Below are 21218 nucleotides of genomic sequence, written 5' to 3'. Positions count from 1 at the left end.
GATCTTTTTTAGAATATCTTTGTATAGGTGATTCTTCCTGTTTTATTAGGCACCAACTGCCTGTCCACTCCGGGCACAAAACCTTTGTCCGCCATCAATGCCACTTCCCCTATTTTAGGGATGTTGACCCTGGCGTTGGCCGAATAGCCGGTTTGCTGCAGGTTGTACTCGGTTTGATAATTGTACTTTATCCCACCGCCTATTTCCAGCCAGGTTAATATTTTATACTGCATGCTGCCATCAATGCCATATAAAGCGTAATCCTGGTTGACGGCGGATGATAATCCTCCGTTAAGCGTGAACTTTCCGAGGAATACAGTTTGGTTCAGCAACAAATTGGTGCTGTTGAAGTATACAAAATTGCTATCTGTCTGGTGGTTATAAAATTTAGTACCGGAAAAGATCGTATTCATTGTAATGCCCTGGTAACGGTAAAAATGGCTGGCTGTTGCTACCAGGGTATAAAACAGGTTCTCCACGTACTTGTCTTCGCTTAGCTTCATCAACTGGGAGCTGGGGAAATAGCCCAGCGATAGAACAGGCCAGTGCTTTCTCCTGAAGGTAGCCTGTATACTTTTAAAGATCGTATTGCTCCTGTAAGCAGCGTTCTCGAATACGCTGGTATAAACATTCTGCCGGACAGCCCCCGAAAGGGTCAGTTGCTGCTTAAACAAAGGCTGGTCTGCTTTAACCATCCAGGCGGTTTGAGCGGAACCGGAAGTATATAGATTGAAGGACTGGAAGTTAGCCCCCATCCGCTTGAACATAGCGCTGATACGGGTGCCTGTAGCAGGGATAAAAGAACAGGCCGTAACGGCAAAAGCCTCGTTGGAGTGATCATTCAGGCTCACCATACTGGCCCCCAGCCCCTGATCATGCGCAGAACGAACATAGTAAGGCATAGACGACTTAGCGGCTTCGCCTATAATATAGTTATGTTTATTTAGTTGCCATCTTCCTTCCAGCGAAACGCCCATTATTTTATAATCAGGCGCTTCCGTTATATTATTTCCGGGGGCGGTATTAAAATTATACACCTGTTTTTTGCCTGTGTAAAAAGAGAGGATGATATTATTTCCTTCCTTCATGCCGGTCCCCACACGTACTATATTCAGGTATTGCCGGACCCTGTTCTCATTTACAATAAAATCACGAAAGCGGTAGTCCACTGCGCCGGTAGCAAAGGCTATATAGTAGGATGGGTTATATTCCGCCTGCACACCGGTAATAGTGACGTTCCTGGCGGTCAGCTCAGAATAATCTACCATGGTTCTGCCTATCCCTACGGACCTCACTGCCAGCAGTGAACGGTATCCATCCGGCAATATGGTATCCGGTAGGTTCATGGTTGCCAGGCTATCTGCCAGTTCCTTATTATTACGGCTATTCATGATAGCAGTCATAAGTTGTTGCTTTCTTGCTCCAAAGGCCTGCTGTTTTTGCTGATACAGGCGTTCCCATGCTACCAGCTCTTGTTGTAGCGAGTCCACCTGCCTGGCCGCAGCCGCATATCGTTCTCTCAGCAAATCGCTTACGCTATCCGCCTTATCGCGCGCTGGCATATATTTTTGCAGGCTATCCATCAAACTCCCCCTTGCAGACAAGCTGTCTTTTAAGCGCCCATATAATTCCCGTTCCCTGGCCTCCACCAGCATCTGTATCTGGGAGGGGCTGGTTTTCCAGCGTTTCAGGCGGTTAAGCTCCTTTATCCGCTCCTCGATCCGCTGCTTTAATTGCGCCAGTTCCCCCCATTCTTCCAACGTCCCCGGCTCCCATTTCTGAGCTTTCAGTAACAAGGCGTTCTTAAAATCGCGATTAGAATACTGCAGATTAAGTCCTGTTATATCCCGGAACAATGCAGAATTACCTCTTTGAGTAGTAAAGGCTACACGCAACGGGTACTGGTCCCGGATGGTTATCTCCAGGGAAGTTTGCAGGGTATGCTGGTATAGCTCTTTTTCCAGGTAAGGGGTATCGACGTTTGACTGATAGTACAGGTCATACACAATATTACCATGCACTGTAAGAAAAGGCTTACGCGATATAACAGGTAGCGCCTGTGGACCTCTGCTCCGGCGTATAACCAGTCCCCTGACAGTTTCATAATCCGCAGGATAGGGAGGAAGCGGAACGACCAACATGGATTTGCAACCTGCGTGCACTAAAAAATAGCCGCTATCTACCATTTGCGGACCTTCCTCCGAAGCCGGATCATATAGGATCAGGCTTCCCTTGCCAGGAAAATTTTGGGCTAATAGAATATTGTTTATAGTAAGGCTACAAACAACAAGCAATAGCGTTTTCACGATTATATTTTTGCACTCTTGGTTCACAAACCTACGTATAGGGTCTCTTGTTATGGGTAACAATGCACAAAATATAAACTAGACAAAAAGAATTCATCACATATAAGTTGTATAATATAATATATTCATCTTAACCCACTATTAACATTATTTTAACAAAGTAATCACTAACTAGCCGGCAGTCGGGGACACACGGGGAATTTACGGACCGGTTATTGTAAAAAGGGTATCTTTACTGCTTTTCATATTAAACCAGTAAATCTCAGTAATATTTCTTCATAAGAAACAGTTTGAACATAATGATCTTTAAATTCAGAAAGAAGAAAAACGAGGAAGAGAAAAAACCTAAATCTAAACTAAGGGAATGGCTGGATGCCGCAATTTTCGCCATTATCGCAGCAACGCTTATAAGGACCTTTATCTTTGAAGCCTATGTGATCCCCACCCCCTCCATGGAAAAAACCTTACTGGTAAACGACTATTTATTTGTTAGTAAAATAAGCTACGGGCCACGGCTGCCCATGACTCCACTGGCGCTGCCTTTTACCCATCATACTTTACCTTTCACCAGGCTGACAAAAGCTTACTCGGAAGCCATTAAATGGCCCTATAAAAGGCTGCCCGGCTTTACCGACGTGAAAAGAAATGACGTGATCGTTTTTAACTACCCGGCAGGCGACACGGTATTGAAGGACAGCAGGGGCCAGGACGTTGACTATTATACCGCCGTGCAGGAACTGGGATATGAAAGAGCCGTGGAAACCTATCCTCCCATGATGGTACGGCCCGTAGATAAAAGGGAAAACTGGATCAAGCGGTGCCTGGCAATAGGAGGCGACTCCCTTAAAATTGTGAACGGCCGCGTATATGTGAATGGTAAAGCCGCTCCCGTACCACCCCATTCCGAAAGAAGGTACTGGGTAGAAACCAGCGACGGGTCTGCGATCAACCCAATGAGGCTGGAGGATCTGCAGATTGACCAGGATTATTACCAGGGCACAAGGCCCGGCGTATTTTCCTATAACCTTACGCCGGATGCTGTAAGGCAATTAAGCCGTCTTAACCTGAAAATGGTGGAGCCGGTGATTGAAACTGAGCCCGATCCCAGCGCCTTCCCTCATGATCCGGTTCATTATCCCTGGAACGCACATAATTACGGCCCGATATACATCCCCAAAAAAGGAGCAACCGTTAAGCTGGACAGCATTACCCTCCCGCTCTACAGGAGGGTGATCGTTACTTATGAGCATAACAAGCTGGAGGTGAAGGATGGCCGTATATTCATCAACGGTAAGGAAAGCGATAGCTACACCTTTAAAATGAACTACTACTGGGCAATGGGGGATAACCGCGATAATTCAATGGACTCCCGCTACTGGGGATACCTGCCCGAGGATCACCTGGTAGGAAAGGCCTGGATCATATGGATGAGCTACGGAAATGGCAAGATCCGCTGGGGAAGGATATTTAACTCCATAAAATAAAGTACCGCCGTCCACCACAACCCTATAGCTGCTCATATAACCGACGTCGTTAGTGCACCGGCACCTGCATATCAGCAAATGAAGCGCAGAATAGCCAGCCGGAAGAAAGAAGTTTTGTAATTTGTGCGGACAAACATTGACCAACAAACAGACACCGCTTATGCGCACTACCTGGTTATTCCTGGCGCTGATCGTTACGGCGCATGCCACATATGCCCAGTCTCCCACCAACCCATACCGCTACCAGGTACAAAAGCAGGTTACCGCGCGCCATGGCGCCGTGGTATCCGCCCATCCCCTGGCCAGCGCCGCCGGTGTGCAAATACTGCAGGAAGGCGGCAATGCGGTGGATGCGGCCATTGCCACGCAACTGGCGCTGGCGGTGGTATATCCTGAAGCCGGCAACCTGGGCGGGGGCGGCTTCCTCGTGGGCCATCTCCGGAATGGGCTGAACATTACCATCGACTACCGGGAAAAGGCGCCGGGCAAGGCCTACCGCGATATGTACCTGGACAGCGCCGGCAAGGCCGATACCCGCCTGAGCCAGGAAGGCCACCTGGCCGCAGGCGTGCCCGGAGCGGTGGCCGGGTTCTTTACCTCCCTGCGCTACGCAAAGCTGCCCATGAAAAAGCTGATAGCGCCCGCCATCCTGCTGGCGGAAAAAGGTTTCGCCATCACCGAAGCGGAGGCCCGTAACCTGAACCGGTATGCAAAAATGTTCCGCCAGCTTAATACCCGCCCCTGCGCATTTGTAAAAGCCACTCCCTGGAAAGCCGGCGATACCCTGGTGCAGCCCGACCTGGCCGGCACCCTTAAAAGAATACGTGACAAAGGCAGGGCCGGTTTCTACGAGGGTGAGACTGCCCGCCTCATTGCTGCCGAAATGCAGCGTGGCAAGGGCTTTATCACCACGGCGGACCTGAAAGCCTATGAAGCAAAAGAAAGAACCCCGGTTGTATTTCCCTATAAGGACTATACTATTGTGACCATGCCCCTTCCTTCCAGCGGCGGCATCGCGCTGCAACAACTGATGGGCATGGTGGAAGATTATCCCCTGGCCAAATGGGGTTTCCATGCGCCCCAGTCCATACAATTGATGGTGGAAGCGGAAAGAAGGGCCTATGCCGACCGGGCGCAGTACCTGGGGGATGCCGACTTCGTGAAAGTACCGGTGGAACAGCTCACCTCAAAAGCCTACCTGGCAGAGCGCATGCAGGACTATGAGCCGCAGCAGGCAGGCTCCAGCGCAACGGTGAAAGCCGGCAAGCTGCTACAGGAAAGTATGGAAACCACCCACCTGTCCGTAGTGGACAGCGAAGGCAATGCCGTGGCCGTTACCACCACCCTGAATGGCAGCTACGGCTGTAAGGTAGTGGTAGGTGGCGCAGGCTTTTTCCTGAACAACGAAATGGACGATTTCAGCATAAAACCCGGCGTGCCCAATATGTATGGGCTGGTAGGCGCTGCCGCCAATGCCATTGCACCGGGCAAGCGTATGCTCAGCTCCATGACGCCCACCATTGTGCTGCTGGACAAACGCCCCTACCTGGTAACAGGCACTCCCGGCGGCTCTACCATCATTACCTCCGTGTTCCAAACGTTAATGAATATACTGGAATTCAGCCTGCCGCCGGACCAGGCCGTAAATGCGCCCAAGTTCCACCACCAGTGGCTGCCGGACGAGATACATGTGGAGCCGCAATTCCCGGCCGATATCATTGACTCCCTGGAGCAGATGGGCTATAAGGTGGTGACCCTGCGCGGCACCATCGGACGTACGGAACTGATCAAGGTGAACGGCGACGGCACGCTGGAAGCCGTAGGCGACGGGCGCGGGGATGACAGCGCGGCAGGATACTGAATAGCTTAAACGATAAAATATTACACCATGTCATTTGGATCCATCTATCTTGAAAGCGTCAGAAAACGGTTCCGGTCCTACAAGGCCATGGGCGACAAGACCCTGGAACGCCTGGACGAAGCACAATTGCACTGGCAGCCGGACCCCGGCTCCAACAGCGTATACCAGATAGTAAGGCATGTAAGCGGCAATATGCAGTCGCGCTGGACCGACTTCCTGACCACCGACGGGGAAAAGCCCTGGCGCAACCGGGACACGGAGTTTGAAGAAAGCAATGCCGCCAAAGCGGAGATCATCGCCCTGTGGGAAAAAGGCTGGAGCTGCCTGCTGCAAACGCTGGACAGCCTGCAGGAAGCCGACCTGGAAAAGACCGTGCACATACGCACGGAGCCGCATGCCGTTATAGACGCCATCAACCGGCAATTGGCGCACATCCCTTCCCATGTGGGACAGATCATGTATATCGCCAAAATGCTGCTGAAAGACCGGTGGGAAAGCCTGTCTATCCCTAAAGGAAAATCAGAGGACTTTAACAGGGCCATGTCCGGTAAATAAAGAAATAATGGCTATGCTCAAAACAAAATATTACCTGCTGCTGTTGCTTGCGCTCGGGCTGCTGGCCTGCAATAGCAGCCGCAACAACCAGTTGCTGCAGCACAAGAAATGGCGCGTGTACGATGTACAGGTGCCGGCCGGCGCGCCGTATGACATTACCCAGGTGAGCCAGGCAACGGAATTAAAAAGAGGCTATTACAGCGATGTATATTACCAGTTCCTGGACGATAACCTGTTCATTGCCACCATAGCCGGGCAGCCGGATTCCGGCAGATACCAGTTACTGAGCAATGGCCGCATTATCAGCATTACCGCCAGTAACGGCCAGCGCAACGCCGAGCACCTGGTGACCATCGTGCACCTGGACGACAATAGTTTTGATATGAAAGTAAAGTCCGGTGAATACGATTTCGTACTGAAGACAAAGGCCGAACAATAAAATTCCCCGACATGACACAACCGCTGCAGACCGCCACTACACCCGGCAGAACTGTTACCGTAGCCGGCAGGACCTGCCTGTTCTTTTCCGGCTTCTCCTACCTGGGCATGCATGCGCAGCCCGCTTTCCGCGAGGCCCTGCAGGCAGGCACCGAACAGTTTGGGCCGGTATTCCTGTCCTCCCGGGTGGCCAATGTACGGCTGAGCATATACGAAGAGCTGGAACATGCGCTGGCCGTACTCTTCCGCCAGCAGGCCGCCGCCGCTTACTCCTCCGGCTACCTGGCGGCGCAGGCGGCCGTGCATTACGCAGCACAGCACGCGGAGCTGCTCTACGCCCCCGGCGCCCACCCGGCGCTGCGCCTGAACGGCGCGGACGTACCGGGCCAGGACTGGGAAACCTGGGCGCAGCAAACAGTAACCAGGATCAACAGCCAGCCGGATCACACCTTTGCACTGGCGGCCGATGCGGTGAACCCGCTCACCAGCACCATCAACGATTTTAGCTGGCTGGCCGCCGTTGAGCGCAAAATGCTGGCCGTGATCGATGACTCACACGGCGCCGGCATACTGGGCACGGACGGGGAAGGCATTGTACATGCCCTGCCGGTACATACGCCGGTGCGCTACCTGCTCACCGCCTCCCTCGCAAAGGCTTACAGCATCCCGGGCGGACTGGTGGCCGGCCATGCCGCGGATATTGCCGCCATGAAAAGGCAACCCGCATTTACCGCCAGTTCCCCCATCATGCCCGCCGGCGCCTACGCCTTCCTGCAAAGCCAGTCCCTCTATGCCGCCCGCCGCAATAAGCTGCGGCTCAATATTCAATATTTCCGCCAACAGGTGACGGGCAACCCATTGGTGCACAACCCGCATCACCTGCCGGTATTCCTGCTGCAACCCGGCCAGCGGCAGCCGGCGATTGACAAATACCTGCTGGACCATGATATCATTATTTCCTCCTTCGCCTATCCCGATCCGTCCAGCCCGCCCATACACCGTATTGTGCTATCGGCCCTGCATGAGCCGTTTGACATGGATGCACTCGCTAAAATGCTGGGGCATTTTAATGAATAATGAAATAATTAACAATTAATAATACACGTTACACAAGTGCCGCTATGAAACAACAGTGTTGCGCATCATTCTTAATTATTCATTATTAATTATTAATTAAGTTGCCGGATGGCAGCCTGCTCCTCCTCAATACGTGCGCTATTGTGATTCACCAGGTGCATGTCGCTTTTTTCTGCAGCCAGGCACTCACGTACATGGTCCCTGTTGGCTTTCAGCAGCACTGCTTCCCATGCTATCTTTTTATCGAGACGGGCCGCCCTGGACGAATGGCCGGTAGTAAAGGCTTCCTGCCTTTTCATATTCAGCGCCTGCAGATCGCTTTTGATATCAGATTGCTCCTTTATGAGATCGAATAGCTGTTGCTGCTGGTCCCTGATATCTTCCTCCAGGTCATAGTTCTGCTCCCGTTGCTGGCGGATCTCCATCCTGTTCAATGCAATACCGGCACGTGCAGCAATATTGCCGTCGCCGGCAAAAGCGCCGGTGGTGATCAGGGCCGTAACGGCCATCAGGCTTATCTTTTTCATGTGTTTGTTACTTTTTGGGTTTATTGAAAAAAGTATCAGCATTGAGACCCGGCAGGGATATGGATGTTTAATGGCTCCAGGCATTTTAAGCGGATCTTAAGTTGTGTTAAAGGAATGCAAATGCCTATCTTTCCGGAAAATTCGTACATGCGCATATTGGTTTTCCTGCTGCTGGGCACAGGCATATTGCAGGCGCAGGCGCAATCATCTGCCGGCAATGGAGAAAGGTCCTCCCTGTTATGGAAAGTGAGCGGTAAGGGCCTGCAGCAGCCCTCCTACCTGTATGGCACCATGCACCTGCTGTGTGAGGATGATTTCGGTTTTCCCGCCACCGTTACCAGCGCTTTGAAAGGCAGCCGGCAACTGTTCCTGGAAATTAACATGGACGATTCCCTCATCATCGGGAAAATGCAGGAGCTGATGCTGATGCCGGAAGGCTATTCGTTCAAGCAGCTCTTTACCCCCGGCGACTACGAACAACTGCACCGCTTCTGCCAAACAACCGCGGGCATAGATATCAGCATGCTGGACAGGCTGAAGCCCATGGCCATTACCTCCGTGCTCACGCTGAAGCTGTTCCTGCTGTGCCAGGCCCCCGTATCGGCGGAAGATGAGCTGATGAAACTGGCCAAAGCAGAGCACAAGCCCATTCGCGGGCTGGAACGCCTGGAAGACCAGGTGGCCATTTTTGACAGTATACCTGACAAAGAGGAGGCCGCCATGCTGATGGACATGCTGCAGCACGTGGAGGAAGACCGGGCGAAATTCCGCGACATGCTGGCCGCCTTCCGGCAGCAGGATATCGGGAAATTGTACACGCTTACGCTGTCCGCTACGGACATCGCGCCTTTCCGGGACATCATCGTGGACCGGCGGAATGCGGAATGGATACCCATTATTGCGCAGGAAATGCAGGTAGCGCCCACCTTCTTCGCGTTTGGCGCCGGGCACCTGGGCGGCCCTAAAGGCGTAATCGCCCTGCTAAGAGAAAAAGGATACAGCGTGGAAGCTGTCAGCAATTAGCTTATTTATAGATCTCCACCGTTATCTTACCATCTTCCGTTACGCTGCCCCGGTACATGCCGGCCGTACTGAAAGGCATGGCAATGTTCCCATCCTTGTCAATCGCAATCAGCCCTCCGTCACCGCCCAGCGCCGGCACTTTTTCCAGGATCAGCTCAGCAGCGGCCTGCTGCAGGGACCATCCCCTGTATTCCATGAGGTCGCTAACGGACTTGGCTACACACAGGCGGATAAAGTATTCTCCCCAGCCGGTGCAGGAAACGGCGCAAGTGGCGTTATTGGCGTAGGTGCCGGCCCCGATGATGGGGGAATCGCCGATACGCCCGAATTTCTTATTGGTCATACCACCGGTAGAGGTAGCCGCCGCCAGGTTGCCCTGCTGATCCAGCGCCACCGCCCCTACGGTACCGAATTTGTCATCCCTGTGGGCGCCGCCCGGTATCCCGCTGGTTTTGGGCAGGGTGGAGTCATGGTCCAGGCGGGCTTTGTCCGGGTCGGCGGCTTTTACGCGTTGCAGCGCCTTCCAGCGGTCCTCCGTGCGGAAATAGGAAGGATCTACGATCTCCAGCCCGGCTTCCTTTGCAAACTTTTCCGCGCCGGCGCCGGCCATCATCACGTGCTGCGACTTTTCCATCACGGCGCGGGCAGCGCTGATGGGGTTTTTGATCACTGTTACGCCCGCCACAGCGCCGGCAGCCAGGTTGGAGCCGCTCATGATGGACGCGTCCATCTCGTTCCGTCCTTCATTGGTGAACACCGCGCCCTTCCCGGCATTGAACAGGGGCGAGTTCTCCATAACGCGCACGGTGGCCTCCACCGCATCCAGGCTGCTGCCGCCCTTTTTTAATATGGCATAGCCGGTTTGCAAAGCCTGCTCCAGCACAGCCCTGTAGGCCTGTTCCTTTCCCGCCGTCATATTCGATTTCAGGATGGTGCCGGCGCCGCCGTGTATCGCCATCACGTACCGCTGTCCCTCTTGGGCGGATTCCAAACAGCGGCGGCCCCCTTCAGAACAGGTGCGGGGTATACCAGCAGTATTGAGGCCTGCCATCATGAGTATGCTTGTGGTGATTAAAGTAGCTATCATGCTATAAAAATAGGAAATTCCAAATCCCAAATTCCAAACTGGTGAACAAGCGCCTGCATAAAAGCAGTTTACCAATAGTTTAAGTGGGATGTGCCAATCTTGGGATTTGGGATTTGGAATTTCCTATTTTTGTCGGATAAATGCAGATCGGCTGAGAAAAATACGTAAAATATTATCCATTGTCCTGCTTTCCTTGCTGGGCATTATTATATTGACAGGCATATTGGTGAACATCCCCGCTGTGCAGAACTGGCTGGTACAGGAAGCGGCCCGTCGTTTGTCCGCGCAGCTCAACACCCGTGTGGAGATCAAAGGTGTAAGCCTGCGCCTGTTCAACAGTGCAAGGCTGGAAGGCACCTACATCGAGGACCGCCACCAGGACACCTTGCTGTATGCAGGCGCCCTGCAGGTGCGCATCACAGACTGGTTCTTTTTCCAGGACAAGCCCGTGCTCAAATTCATCGGGCTGGAAGATGCGGAGGTCAACCTGGCGCGGCGCCCTACCGACTCCCTGTGGAACTACCAGTTTATCATAGACGCCTTCGGCTCCCCTCCCGACACCAGCAGCCGGCCAGCCTCCCAAAAGGGCATCTCCCTGGACCTCCGAAAAATAGACCTGCGCGATGTACATATCAACAAGATAGACGCCTGGGTGGGCGAGGACATGCGCGTTGCCGCCAGGCGCATCTACCTGGACGCCAAGAACCTGGACCTGGAAAAACATAATGTAGACATACAGGAGTTGCTGCTGGACCAGCCTTCGTTTATCATTTCCCGTTACCCCTCCTCCCCCCTGCGGCACCGCAGGCCCTCCGTGCATACCACCGTTCCCGCAGTGGACAGCACCGGCCGCCTGCGCTGGAACAGCAGCAACTGGAAGCTGCTGGTAAAAGAGCTCACCATCCGGAACGGCCTGCTGGGGGTGGATAACCTGGAGGACTCCTCCCACATTGTGAAGGGATATTTTGCCCCCAACCACATCCGCTTCAGCAGCATTGACCTGACCCTGAGCAATACCAGCCTCGTGAAGGACAGCATCATCGGCGACCTGACCCTGGACGCCAGGGAGCGGAGCGGCTTCGAGGTAAAAAAACTGACCGCCCGCTTCAAAATGTCGCCCGTGGAGATGGAGTTCTCCCAGATGGACCTGGTCACCAACCGGAGCCGGCTCCGCGATTACTACACCATGCAGTATACGGACCTGAGCGACATGAGCGATTACGTGGACCTGGTATTTATGAAAGCGCGGTTCATTAACAGCACCCTCTCTTCCGATGATATTGCCTATTTTGCCCCTCCCCTTTCCACCTGGAAAAAGGAGATCGCATTAAATGGCGTGGTGGAAGGCCCCGTCAGCAACCTGGATGCGGACAGCATCAGCCTGCAAGCCGGCAATACCACCAGCCTCAAAGGCCGCCTCCGTATGCGCGGGCTACCGGATATTGACGAGACCTTTATTGATTTCCAGGCCGACGAACTGGTCACCAACGGCCAGGATGTGCAGAGCATTTTCCCCGCCGTAGGGCAGGTACAGCCGCTACAAATGGACCGTCTCTCCGCCATCCGCTTCCAGGGCAGCTTTACCGGCTTTGTGAACGACTTTGTGGCCTACGGCAAGTTCAATACCAACCTGGGGAATGTAAACTCCGACCTGAACTTCAAGACCAGCCGCGATGTGCCGGTATACTCCGGCAGCCTGACCACCAGCAATTTTGACCTGGGCGCCCTGCTGAACGTGAACCGGCTTTCCACCGTTTCCCTCAGCGCCAGGCTGAATGGCGAAGGCTTTAACATCAGAACGCTGAAAGCCACCGTGGATGCGGATGTGCAGCAGATATCCCTGTACGATTACGTGTATACCAACATTAAAACGCAGGGCGAGATGAACCGCAAGTTCTTCAACGGCTTCCTTACGGTGAATGACCCCAACCTGGACATGGACTTTGCCGGCACCATCGACTTTAACCAGGACGTGCCGGTGTTCCGGTTCAATTCCGAGATCCGCCGCAGCCACCTGAAAGCGCTGCGGCTCACCACCGACTCCATTACCCTGCAAACCCGGCTGGACCTGAACTTTGCCGGCAGCAACATCGATAATTTTGACGGCACGGCACGCATATACGACATTTCATTATACAAGAACCAGAGCCGCGTGGACTTTGACTCCCTGCACATCAGCACAGACCTGATGAACAACACCAAGGTGCTGGCCATTACCGGCAGCGAGATCAGCGGGTACGTAAAAGGCACCTACAGCTTCCTGGAGCTGCCGGACGCTTTCCGGCTTTTCCTCAACAAGTATTATCCCAGCTTCTTTACCTACGTGCCGCCCGCCAATATCCGCGAGGACTTTACCTTCGACTTCCAGTTCGGGCAGGTGGACAAGCTGATACGCGCCTTTACCGACCAGGTATCCGGTTTTGACCAGACCCGTATCAACGGCTCGCTGAACACTATACAAGGCGATATCTCCCTGAACGCCCTGGTGCCCCGGGCCGCCTACCAAGGCTATACCGTGGAAGATCTTGAGCTCAAAAGCAAGGGGAATTTTAACAAGATAGACGTCAGCACCAGCATGGGCCGCGTATCTTCCGGCGACCAGGTGCTGATGCAATACCCGCTGATACTGGCCAATTCCAGCCACGATACCTCTTTTATAAAAATGGACATGCAGGCCCGGGACAGCAATGACCTGGACGGCTTTTACGCACGGGTGATCACGGTGAACGAAGGCGTGAAGATCAACTTCCTGAACAGCGCCTTTACCGTGAACGACCGCCAGTGGAACATGACGCCGGGCAACGAGATCTACTGGAGCAAGCATTTCCTCACCATCAGCAACCTGCGTGTAACCCGGAACGACCAGAGCATTACCGTGGAGACCAACGAGTTCAACCCGGACGAATCACGTTTCATGATCACGCTCCGGAACCTGAACCTGGCGGATGTGATCCCTTCGCAACTGGTCACCATGCCCATAGAAGGTTTTGCCAACGGCAGCATCAATATATCGGACCCTACACAGAACCTGGACATTGATGCGGACATTACCGCCACCGGTCTGCGCCTGAACAACGATTCCCTGGGCCTGGTAACGCTGAAAGGCGGATTCCGCCAGCAAACCGGCGAAGCCCGCTTTACCATTACCTCCGAGAACGATGGCCGGAGCTTTTTCATCGACGGCACGGCAGGGTTGACCGGGGAGCATAACAAGCTATCCGCCACGGTGGACCTTAATGGTACTTCCATCGATCCGCTGAACCGGTACCTGGGCGACTATGTGACCGACATTTCCGGCCTGGCCACCGGTAAGCTGACCGTAGGCGGCACCACCGCACAGCCTTCCATTACCGGCAAGGTGCAACTGGATACGGTAGGTATCAAAGTGCTGTACCTGGGCACCTATTACAAGATACCCCGGCTGAACATCAACGTGGATGACAACCTGATAGAGTTCGGCAACTTCAGTATTATCGACAAGTTCAACAACAGAGCCAGTGCCAGCGGCTATATCTCGCACGATCACTTCAGCAAGCTGAATTTCGACTTTGACGTGACCGGCCGGCGCTTTATGTTCATGAACACTTCCGCGGAAGACAGCGACCTGTTCTACGGCGACGTGATCGCCAATGGCCGGGTGTACTTTTCCGGCCCGCTGAATGACATGCAACTGCATATACTGGCCCGGCCCGTGGACGGCACGCATTTTTACCTGCCCATGTCCGACAGCAAGAACATCGGCAAGTACGACTACATTACCTTCAAGACCTACGGCACCGAGCTGGAGCCGGTAAAGAAGAAAAAGAAAGACGATGTGAAGCTGAATATACGGCTGGACATTGCCGCCAACCCGGAGGCGCAGATAGACGTGATACTGGACGCCACCACCGGCGACGTGATCTCCGCCAATGGCAACGGCAACCTGCAGATCAACGTGAACACGGAAGGCGATTTCACCATGTTCGGCGACTACGAGATCAACAACGGTTCCTATAACTTCACCTTCCAGCGCCTTACCAGTTGGAAGTTCGATATTACCAAGAATAGCACCATTGCCTGGAACGGCGATCCCCGGGAAGCCAGGATGAACATTACGGCCAAATACAGCGTGCCGAAAGTGAGCCTGTACAACCTGGTAGGACAGGCAGGCTCCGTTGCCAACGACAAGCTGGCCACCCGCCAGGAACGCGTGGACGTAGTGATCAACCTGCGTGGGGAAATGATGAAGCCGGATATTTCCTACGAGATACAGTTGCCGGACGTAGGCTCCCTCTCCTATGAGAGCGGCGTGGCGGCCAGGATACGCGAGATCAACCAGGACCAGAACAAGGCCCTGCTGCAGATGTACGGGCTGCTGCTGTTCAACCAGTTCATACCGGACGATAATACGGCCACCGGCGGCGCAGGCATTGTGGGCAAGAACAGCGTGGGGCAGGCACTGTCCGCACAGGCGGCCGCCATTCTCAACAATATTACCGGCGCCATCCTGAAGAACAGCGGCATCGGTATCAACCTGAACTACCGGGCCTATAACATCGGCGGCCTGAATGATGACAACGTGGACCGCAACCAGCTAAGCGCCGGCATTACCGGCAACCTGCTGAATAACCGGATACGGATATACGTAGGTGGAGACTATGACTGGGGCAGAACCGCCACCAGTGCCAACTCTAACCGTTTTGCGGGCGACTTCCGCGTGGAATACCTGCTGACGCCCGACGGGCGCGTGCGCATAAATGCTTTCAGTAAAACAGACTATGACGTGTATAACCTCGTGAACCGCAATAAAGCGGGCCTGGGCATCTCTTATGTACGCGAGTACAACCGGCTGCGGGAGCTGTTCGAGTCCAGGCGCCCCTCCCGCCGGCTGCTGGATTCCCTGCGGCGTACAGAGGCCATACGGCAGGAGGAGACCGGGGAATCCCAAATTCCAAATACCAAATCCCCAAGCCCAAAATAACTTCAGACGCTCCGTAATAACTGAAGCTGTCATTTTATTGAGCAGCTTTGCAGCACTGTTTGGAATTTGGAATTTGGGATTTGGTATTTGGAATTTCCCATCCTAGCTCTTCATAATCTCGTGCCCCAGCTTATCCCGTTTGGTCCTGAGGTAAAATTCGTTGTAAGGGTTGGCATGTATCTCGATCGGTACGTTCTCCACGATCTCCAGGCCGTAACCGGCCAGGCCGGCACGCTTGCGGGGATTGTTGGTCATGAGGCGTATCTTCCCGATGTTCAGGTAGCGGAGTATCTGCGCGCCGATGCCGTAGTCGCGTTCATCCATTTTAAAGCCCAGCTCCAGGTTGGCTTCTACCGTATCCCTTCCCTCTTCCTGCAGCTTGTAGGCCTTCAGCTTGTTGAGCAGCCCGATACCGCGGCCTTCCTGGTTCATGTACAGGATCAGCCCCTTACCTTCCTTTTCCACCATCTGCATGGCGGACTGCAGTTGCTCCCCGCAGTCGCAGCGGAGGGAGTGCAGGATGTCGCCGGTAAAGCAGGAGGAGTGCACGCGCAGCAGTACGGGTTCATCTTTTTCCCAGTCGCCTTTTTTGAGGGCCATGTGCATGTCGCCGGAGTTAAGCTGCCGGAAAGCGATCAGTTCAAAATTGCCGTACTTGGTAGGCATCTGCACCCTTACTTCTTCTTCTATCAGGGTTTCGGTACGGAGGCGGTATTCGATCAGGTCTTTGATGGAGATCAGCTTCAGGTCAAAGCGGGCGGCAATTTCGCGAAGCTGGGGCAGGCGGGCCATGGAGCCATCCTCGTTCATGATCTCCACCAGTACGCCGGCAGGCTCAAAACCGGCCAGCCGGGCCAGGTCTATAGTAGCTTCCGTATGGCCGGTGCGGCGCAGCACACCGCCTTTCTTTGCTTTCAGGGGGAAGATATGCCCGGGTTTGCCCAGGTATTCCGGCCGGGTGGCCGGATCTATCAGCGCCTGCACGGTCTTGGCGCGGTCGTGCGCGGAGATGCCGGTGGTGCAGCCATGTCCGAGCAGGTCTACGCTCACGGTAAAGGGAGTCTGATGCAGGGCGGTATTGTCGCGCACCATCATTTCCAGTCCCAGCTCTTCGCAGCGCTCTTCAGAGAGAGGCGCGCATATCAGGCCGCGCCCGTGAAGGCTCATGAAATTGATGATCTCCGGGGTGACGTTGCGGGCAGCGGTCACAAAATCCCCTTCGTTCTCACGGTCTTCGTCATCCACTACTATCACCAGTTTCCCGCTCTTAATGTCGGCTATAGCAGCTTCAATTTTGTCTAGCATATATAAAGATCAGTCTGTTGAAATAATGGGCAAAGTTAGGACATTTAGCGCAGGATGTAACGGTGAAAGGGAGGTAGCAGTACCGGGAGGTCTCCGAACGGATCAACCTGCTTTTAGCGTTGCCGATCCATTTTTCACTGAAAAATTAATGCTTATAACGAATAAACAGGCCGAAAAAGAGCAATTTATCCCCATTTTTTACATATTACGTTTAAACCAATTTGAAAAACTGTAATTTCTTCCCTTACTCTTTGAATAAAACGGCAAAATGAGGGGCATCCGTTAGACCGGGTGGCAGCAGGACAGGCTATCTGGATGAAAACCGTCACACCTTAACAATTTGTTAATTCCACGTTAAAGTTTTGACCCGATTATTTCTCAATTTTGCGGGGTAAATCAAACTGCAAATTAATATGGGATTTCACAAAATTCTACTTACAGTTTCCCTCCTGTTGAGCGCAATTATCTCCTATGCCCAGGTAACGACCTCCGGCATGAACGGTAAGATCACCGGCCCCAACAACGAGGCATTGCCAGGAGCTACCGTGGTAGCGGTCCATACCCCTTCCGGTTCCAAATATGGTACCACCACCGACGCGGAAGGCTTTTACCGCCTGCCCAACATGAACGTGGGTGGCCCCTATACCGTGACCGTATCTTACATCGGCTACGCTGAATTCAAGCAGGACAACGTTTTCCTGACTTTGGGCCAGACATTTAAGTTAAATACTACCCTGCAGGAATCCGGCCGCACCATCCAGGAAATTGAAGTGGTGGGCCAGCGGGGCGGTATCTTTGACCCCAACCGCAAAGGGGCGCAGACTATTGTAAACCGGCAGCAGATAGACAACATGCCCACGGTAGGCAGGAACTATACGGATTTTGTGCGTATGACCCCGCAAGCCAAACTGACCAAGGACGGCAGCGGCAACAACGCGATCTCCATTGCCGGCACCAACAGCCGTTACAACGCCATCTTCGTGGACGGCGCTGTGCAGAACGACGTTTTCGGCCTGGCCGAAAATGGCGCCAACGGCGGGCAGATCGGCATCTCTCCTTTCAGTATCGATATCATCGACCAGTTCAATATTAACGTATCTCCCTTTGACGTAAAGCAGGGCGGCTTTGCCGGTGGCGCTATTAACGCCGTTACCCGCCGCGGTTCCAACGAGATCGAAGGTTCTGCGTATTACTTTTTCCGCAACCAGGACCTGGCCGGTAAAACGCCGACCGACGATCCCAAAGTGGAAAGGGAAAAGCTGGCCAACTTTACTTCTAAAACATATGGTGCGCGCATAGGCGGACCGATCATCAAGAACAAGCTGTTCTACTTCTTTAACGTAGAATTACAGAACGACAATACACCTCAGCCGTTTGATTACCAAACCTATGCGACTAACCGTGGTTCCAGGGCTGCCAGCCGCGACGAGCTGGCACAGTTGACGCAGAAGCTGAACGGCCTGGGCTATGACCCGGGTGGCTATGAGAATACCATCCGCGAACTGACCGGCCAGAAGTTCTTCCTCCGCCTGGACTGGAACATCAATGACATCCATAAATTCACGATCCGTCATAACTACACCCGGGGGCACAGCATCAGCCCCGGCAGGTCCAGCGCCAACACCATTACTTTTGCGAACAAGGGTATTGACTTTACTTCCACCACCAATGCCACTACTGCAGAATTAAAGAGCCTGTTTGGCAACAAAGCCTCCAACTCCCTGTTAGTAGGGGTAAACATTGTTAGGGACAACAGGGACCCGATGGGCGACCGGTTCCCTTCCGTTTTCATCTCCAATGAATCGCTCAGCTTTGGCAGTGAAGAATTCTCCACCGCCAACCTGCTGAACCAGGACGTGATCACGCTGACCGACAACTTTGAGCTGTACAAAGGCCGGCACACCATTACCATAGGCACCAACAATGAATACTACAACATGACCAACGTATTCATTCGCCAGAACTATGGTTCCTATTCTTTCGCAAACCTGGATGCTTTCCTGAATGACCAACCTGCCGTTTCCTTCAACCGCAGCTTCTCTGCCGTGGATGACAAAACGGGGGATGATACGGAAGGAGCAGCCAAATTCAAGGCTATGAAACTGAGCCTGTATGCCCAGGATGATTACCAGGTGAGCGACCGCTTCAAGCTGTCATTCGGTATCCGCGCCGACCTGCCTTTCTTCCTGGACAATCCGGCTACGAACACTGAGTTCAACGAGAATATCCTGCCGCAGGTAGTAGCTGCCGGCAACTGGGATATCAAGGGCGCTAAAACCGGCGTAAAACCGGACACCAGGATCATGTGGTCTCCCCGCATTGCCTTTAACTGGGATGTGAAAGGCGACCAGACCACGCAACTGCGCGGTGGCGCCGGTATCTTTACCAGCCGTATCCCCTTTGTATGGCCCGGCGGTATGTACAATAACAATGGCATGACAGTAGGTGGCATGAGCCTGCGTTATGACCCGTCACAGCCCACGAGCCCTACCAACCAGCCGATCACCTTCAACCCGAACTGGAACGACCAGCCCAGCATAGAAGCTACGCCTTCCGGCCAGATAGACCTCTTTGCCAAGGACTTCAAGTTCCCGCAGGTATTCCGCGCCAGCCTGGCTGTAGACCAGAAGCTGCCCTGGGGCATGGTAGGTACTTTGGAAGGTATCTATACCAAGAATATCAATAATGTAAACTATTTCAACCTGTCATATATTAACAGCGGACAAACCGTTACCGGCAACGGCGGTGATCACCGCACTATCTGGGAGAACGTGGGCAGCGCCGTAAGAGGCAACTATACGGACATCATGTTTGCCGACAATACCAGCGAAGGTTACAGCTACAACATCACCGCCCAGTTACAGAAAGCCTTCAACAACGGTCTGAGCGCTACGGCTGCTTATACCTACGGCAGCGCCAAGTCAGTAAACGACGGCCAGTCCTCCCAGAACTCTTCCCAATGGAGGGTGCCGAACGTAAACGGCCGTAACGCAGCAGAGCTGGGTTACTCCGTGTATGACATGGGCCACAGGATCATTGCTTCCGTTACTTACCGGAAAGACTACGCCAAGCACTTCGGTACTTCCGTAACCCTGTTCTACACCGGCCAGTCCGGCGACCGCTTCTCCTATGGCTACCGCGATGTGCCCGCCCAGAACGTAGTGAAGGACTATACCGGCAGCAGCAGCGATAAGGGGCTGAACCTGATCTACATCCCGAGAACGGCCAGCGACATTAACCTGGTAGACTATACGGAAGACGATGGTACAGTAGTTACCGCTGCAGAGCAATGGGCTGCACTGAACAACTTCATCGAGAATGACAAGTACCTGAGCAAGCACCGTGGCGAGTATGCCGAAAAGAACGGCACCCGTGCTCCGTTTACCAACATCTTTGACCTGCACCTGGAACAGAACTTCTACCTCAGCCAGCGCAACGGTAAAACCCATACCCTGCAACTTACCTTTGATGTGTTCAACCTGGGCAACATGCTGAACAAGGATTGGGGACGGATCTACACCACCCGCAGCGGTATGAGCTACAATAACTATGGTCTGATCGACTTCATAGGCTTTGCAGCAGATGGTACTACACCGCAGTATAACTTCTCTTCTCCTCATAAGAATGACGACAAGACAGTAGCTGCCATTGATGACGCAGGATTCCAGACTTCCCGCTGGCAGAGCCAGATCGGTATCCGCTACATCTTCCATTAAGCCACTGGCACTTTATACATAAAAAAAACCGGATCAGTTGATCCGGTTTTTTTTATGCCGTCATTGCCCTGCCGTAGCATGATCCGCCCTTTTTCCTTATTTTTAATAAGTGACGGAAAACTACTACAAATGGCACTCCCCCCACCTGGGACGTGCGTTCGAAATGCTGGTGTTCGGAGAGGAAGGATATCCCCTGATCCTGTTCCCTACCTCCATGGGGCGCTATTATGAAAGCAAGGACCGCGGATTGATAGACGCCCTGCGCTGGTTTGTGGACCAGCAGTTGGTGCGCATCTACTGCCCGGACAGCATAGACAGCCATAGCTGGTACAACCGTCATATTCCGCCTGCCGAAAGAGCATATAATCATACCCTTTATGACAAAGTGCTGCTGCACGAAGTGCTGGACCGGGCCGTACAGGAAACCGGCGTGCAGCGCGTAGCAGTGGCAGGCTGCAGCTTTGGCGGCTACCATGCAGCCAACTTTGCTTTCCGGTACCCTGAAAAAGTATCCTACCTGTTTTGCCTGAGCGCCACCTTTGATGTACGCTCCCGGCTGGACGGGCATTATGACGATAACGTATATTTCCATAACCCGGTGGACTATATGCCGGACAATACAGACGCCGCACTCTGGCGCATGGGCATTATCCTGGGTGTGGCGGACAACGATGTGGCGCGGCACCAGAACGAACGGTTCTCCGGTATACTGGCTGCCAAGAACATCATGCACTGGCTGGACATCCGCCCCAATGCCGTGCACGACTGGCCCCTGTGGAAGGAAATGCTGCCGTACTATTTATCCCTGATCAAATGATGGATTGCAGACCGGTCTGGTTTTGAAAACCTGGCAGGTTTATTAAAAATAAATCATTATGA

Annotated in this window: 13 protein-coding genes; 9 read left to right on the top strand and 4 right to left on the bottom strand. The window is 53.4% G+C overall.

The genetic code is table 11. The annotated features are described in order from the left end of the window. Positions 1-8: 8 nt before the first annotated feature. Positions 9-2021, bottom strand: coding sequence for a hypothetical protein (locus LX66_RS14620; RefSeq protein ID WP_145714757.1), 2013 nt, complete (start codon positions 2019-2021; stop codon positions 9-11). Between the two features lie 584 nt (positions 2022-2605). Between LX66_RS14620 and lepB the strand changes: the two genes are divergently transcribed. The 5 genes from lepB to LX66_RS14595 all read left to right on the top strand — a co-directional run bounded on the left by lepB (position 2606) and on the right by LX66_RS14595 (position 7721). Continuing rightward, positions 2606-3790: a signal peptidase I gene (gene lepB, locus LX66_RS14615; protein ID WP_145714756.1), complete on the top strand. Its 1185-nt coding sequence runs from the start codon at positions 2606-2608 to the stop codon at positions 3788-3790. Positions 3791-3950: 160 nt separating this feature from the next. After that, on the top strand, positions 3951-5651 hold the full coding sequence (ggt, locus tag LX66_RS14610) for a gamma-glutamyltransferase (protein ID WP_145714755.1): 1701 nt from the start codon (positions 3951-3953) through the stop codon (positions 5649-5651). A 27-nt stretch (positions 5652-5678) separates the two neighbouring features. Beyond that, positions 5679-6206, top strand: a complete 528-nt coding sequence (locus tag LX66_RS14605; RefSeq protein WP_145714753.1) for a DUF1572 family protein — start codon at positions 5679-5681, stop codon at positions 6204-6206. Between the two features lie 13 nt (positions 6207-6219). Beyond that, entirely contained in the window at positions 6220-6645 is a 426-nt protein-coding gene (locus LX66_RS14600) for a hypothetical protein (protein ID WP_145714752.1), read from the top strand. 11 nt (positions 6646-6656) lie between these two features. After that, the gene (locus LX66_RS14595) at positions 6657-7721 is read left to right on the top strand and encodes an aminotransferase class I/II-fold pyridoxal phosphate-dependent enzyme (protein ID WP_145714751.1); all 1065 of its coding nucleotides are present in this window, start codon (positions 6657-6659) and stop codon (positions 7719-7721) included. Positions 7722-7813: 92 nt separating this feature from the next. Here LX66_RS14595 and LX66_RS14590 read toward each other — a convergent pair whose 3' ends face one another. Next, on the bottom strand, positions 7814-8248 hold the full coding sequence (locus tag LX66_RS14590; protein ID WP_145714749.1) for a hypothetical protein: 435 nt from the start codon (positions 8246-8248) through the stop codon (positions 7814-7816). Positions 8249-8395: 147 nt separating this feature from the next. Here LX66_RS14590 and LX66_RS14585 point away from each other — a divergent pair, with 147 nt between their 5' ends. Continuing rightward, positions 8396-9271: a TraB/GumN family protein gene (locus LX66_RS14585; protein WP_158642640.1), complete on the top strand. Its 876-nt coding sequence runs from the start codon at positions 8396-8398 to the stop codon at positions 9269-9271. Position 9272: 1 nt separating this feature from the next. Here LX66_RS14585 and LX66_RS14580 read toward each other — a convergent pair whose 3' ends face one another. Further along, entirely contained in the window at positions 9273-10358 is a 1086-nt protein-coding gene (locus LX66_RS14580) for an isoaspartyl peptidase/L-asparaginase family protein (protein WP_244620403.1), read from the bottom strand. A gap of 226 nt (positions 10359-10584) precedes the next feature. On the opposite strand from LX66_RS14580, the gene LX66_RS14575 reads away from it, so the two are divergent. Continuing rightward, positions 10585-15318: a translocation/assembly module TamB domain-containing protein gene (locus tag LX66_RS14575; protein WP_158642639.1), complete on the top strand. Its 4734-nt coding sequence runs from the start codon at positions 10585-10587 to the stop codon at positions 15316-15318. A 102-nt stretch (positions 15319-15420) separates the two neighbouring features. On the opposite strand, the gene LX66_RS14570 is transcribed toward LX66_RS14575, so the two are convergent. Beyond that, positions 15421-16623, bottom strand: a complete 1203-nt coding sequence (locus LX66_RS14570; RefSeq protein WP_145714743.1) for a bifunctional 3,4-dihydroxy-2-butanone-4-phosphate synthase/GTP cyclohydrolase II — start codon at positions 16621-16623, stop codon at positions 15421-15423. Positions 16624-17036: 413 nt separating this feature from the next. Here LX66_RS14570 and LX66_RS14565 point away from each other — a divergent pair, with 413 nt between their 5' ends. Next, positions 17037-20339 carry a TonB-dependent receptor gene (locus LX66_RS14565; protein WP_211366219.1) on the top strand — a complete coding sequence of 1101 codons (3303 nt, stop codon included), beginning with the start codon at positions 17037-17039 and terminating at the stop codon, positions 20337-20339. Between the two features lie 109 nt (positions 20340-20448). Further along, the gene (locus tag LX66_RS14560; RefSeq protein ID WP_145714741.1) at positions 20449-21156 is read left to right on the top strand and encodes an alpha/beta fold hydrolase; all 708 of its coding nucleotides are present in this window, start codon (positions 20449-20451) and stop codon (positions 21154-21156) included. Positions 21157-21218 lie beyond the last annotated feature (62 nt).

Source organism: Chitinophaga japonensis (assembly GCF_007830125.1).
In the GTDB taxonomy this organism is placed as follows: domain Bacteria; phylum Bacteroidota; class Bacteroidia; order Chitinophagales; family Chitinophagaceae; genus Chitinophaga; species Chitinophaga japonensis.
This window is presented reverse-complemented; position numbering and strand designations above follow the sequence as displayed.

Excerpts from the sequence above, each read along its gene's own strand:
- lepB (WP_145714756.1), top strand. The coding sequence starts at position 2,606 with ATGATCTTTAAATTCAGAAAGAAGAAAAACGAGGAAGAGAAAAAACCT.
- ggt (WP_145714755.1), top strand. The coding sequence starts at position 3,951 with ATGCGCACTACCTGGTTATTCCTGGCGCTGATCGTTACGGCGCATGCC.
- LX66_RS14605 (WP_145714753.1), top strand. The coding sequence starts at position 5,679 with ATGTCATTTGGATCCATCTATCTTGAAAGCGTCAGAAAACGGTTCCGG.
- LX66_RS14600 (WP_145714752.1), top strand. The coding sequence starts at position 6,220 with ATGCTCAAAACAAAATATTACCTGCTGCTGTTGCTTGCGCTCGGGCTG.
- LX66_RS14595 (WP_145714751.1), top strand. The coding sequence starts at position 6,657 with ATGACACAACCGCTGCAGACCGCCACTACACCCGGCAGAACTGTTACC.
- LX66_RS14590 (WP_145714749.1), bottom strand. The coding sequence starts at position 8,248 with ATGAAAAAGATAAGCCTGATGGCCGTTACGGCCCTGATCACCACCGGC.
- LX66_RS14585 (WP_158642640.1), top strand. The coding sequence starts at position 8,396 with ATGCGCATATTGGTTTTCCTGCTGCTGGGCACAGGCATATTGCAGGCG.
- LX66_RS14580 (WP_244620403.1), bottom strand. The coding sequence starts at position 10,358 with ATGATAGCTACTTTAATCACCACAAGCATACTCATGATGGCAGGCCTC.
- LX66_RS14570 (WP_145714743.1), bottom strand. The coding sequence starts at position 16,623 with ATGCTAGACAAAATTGAAGCTGCTATAGCCGACATTAAGAGCGGGAAA.
- LX66_RS14565 (WP_211366219.1), top strand. The coding sequence starts at position 17,037 with ATGGGATTTCACAAAATTCTACTTACAGTTTCCCTCCTGTTGAGCGCA.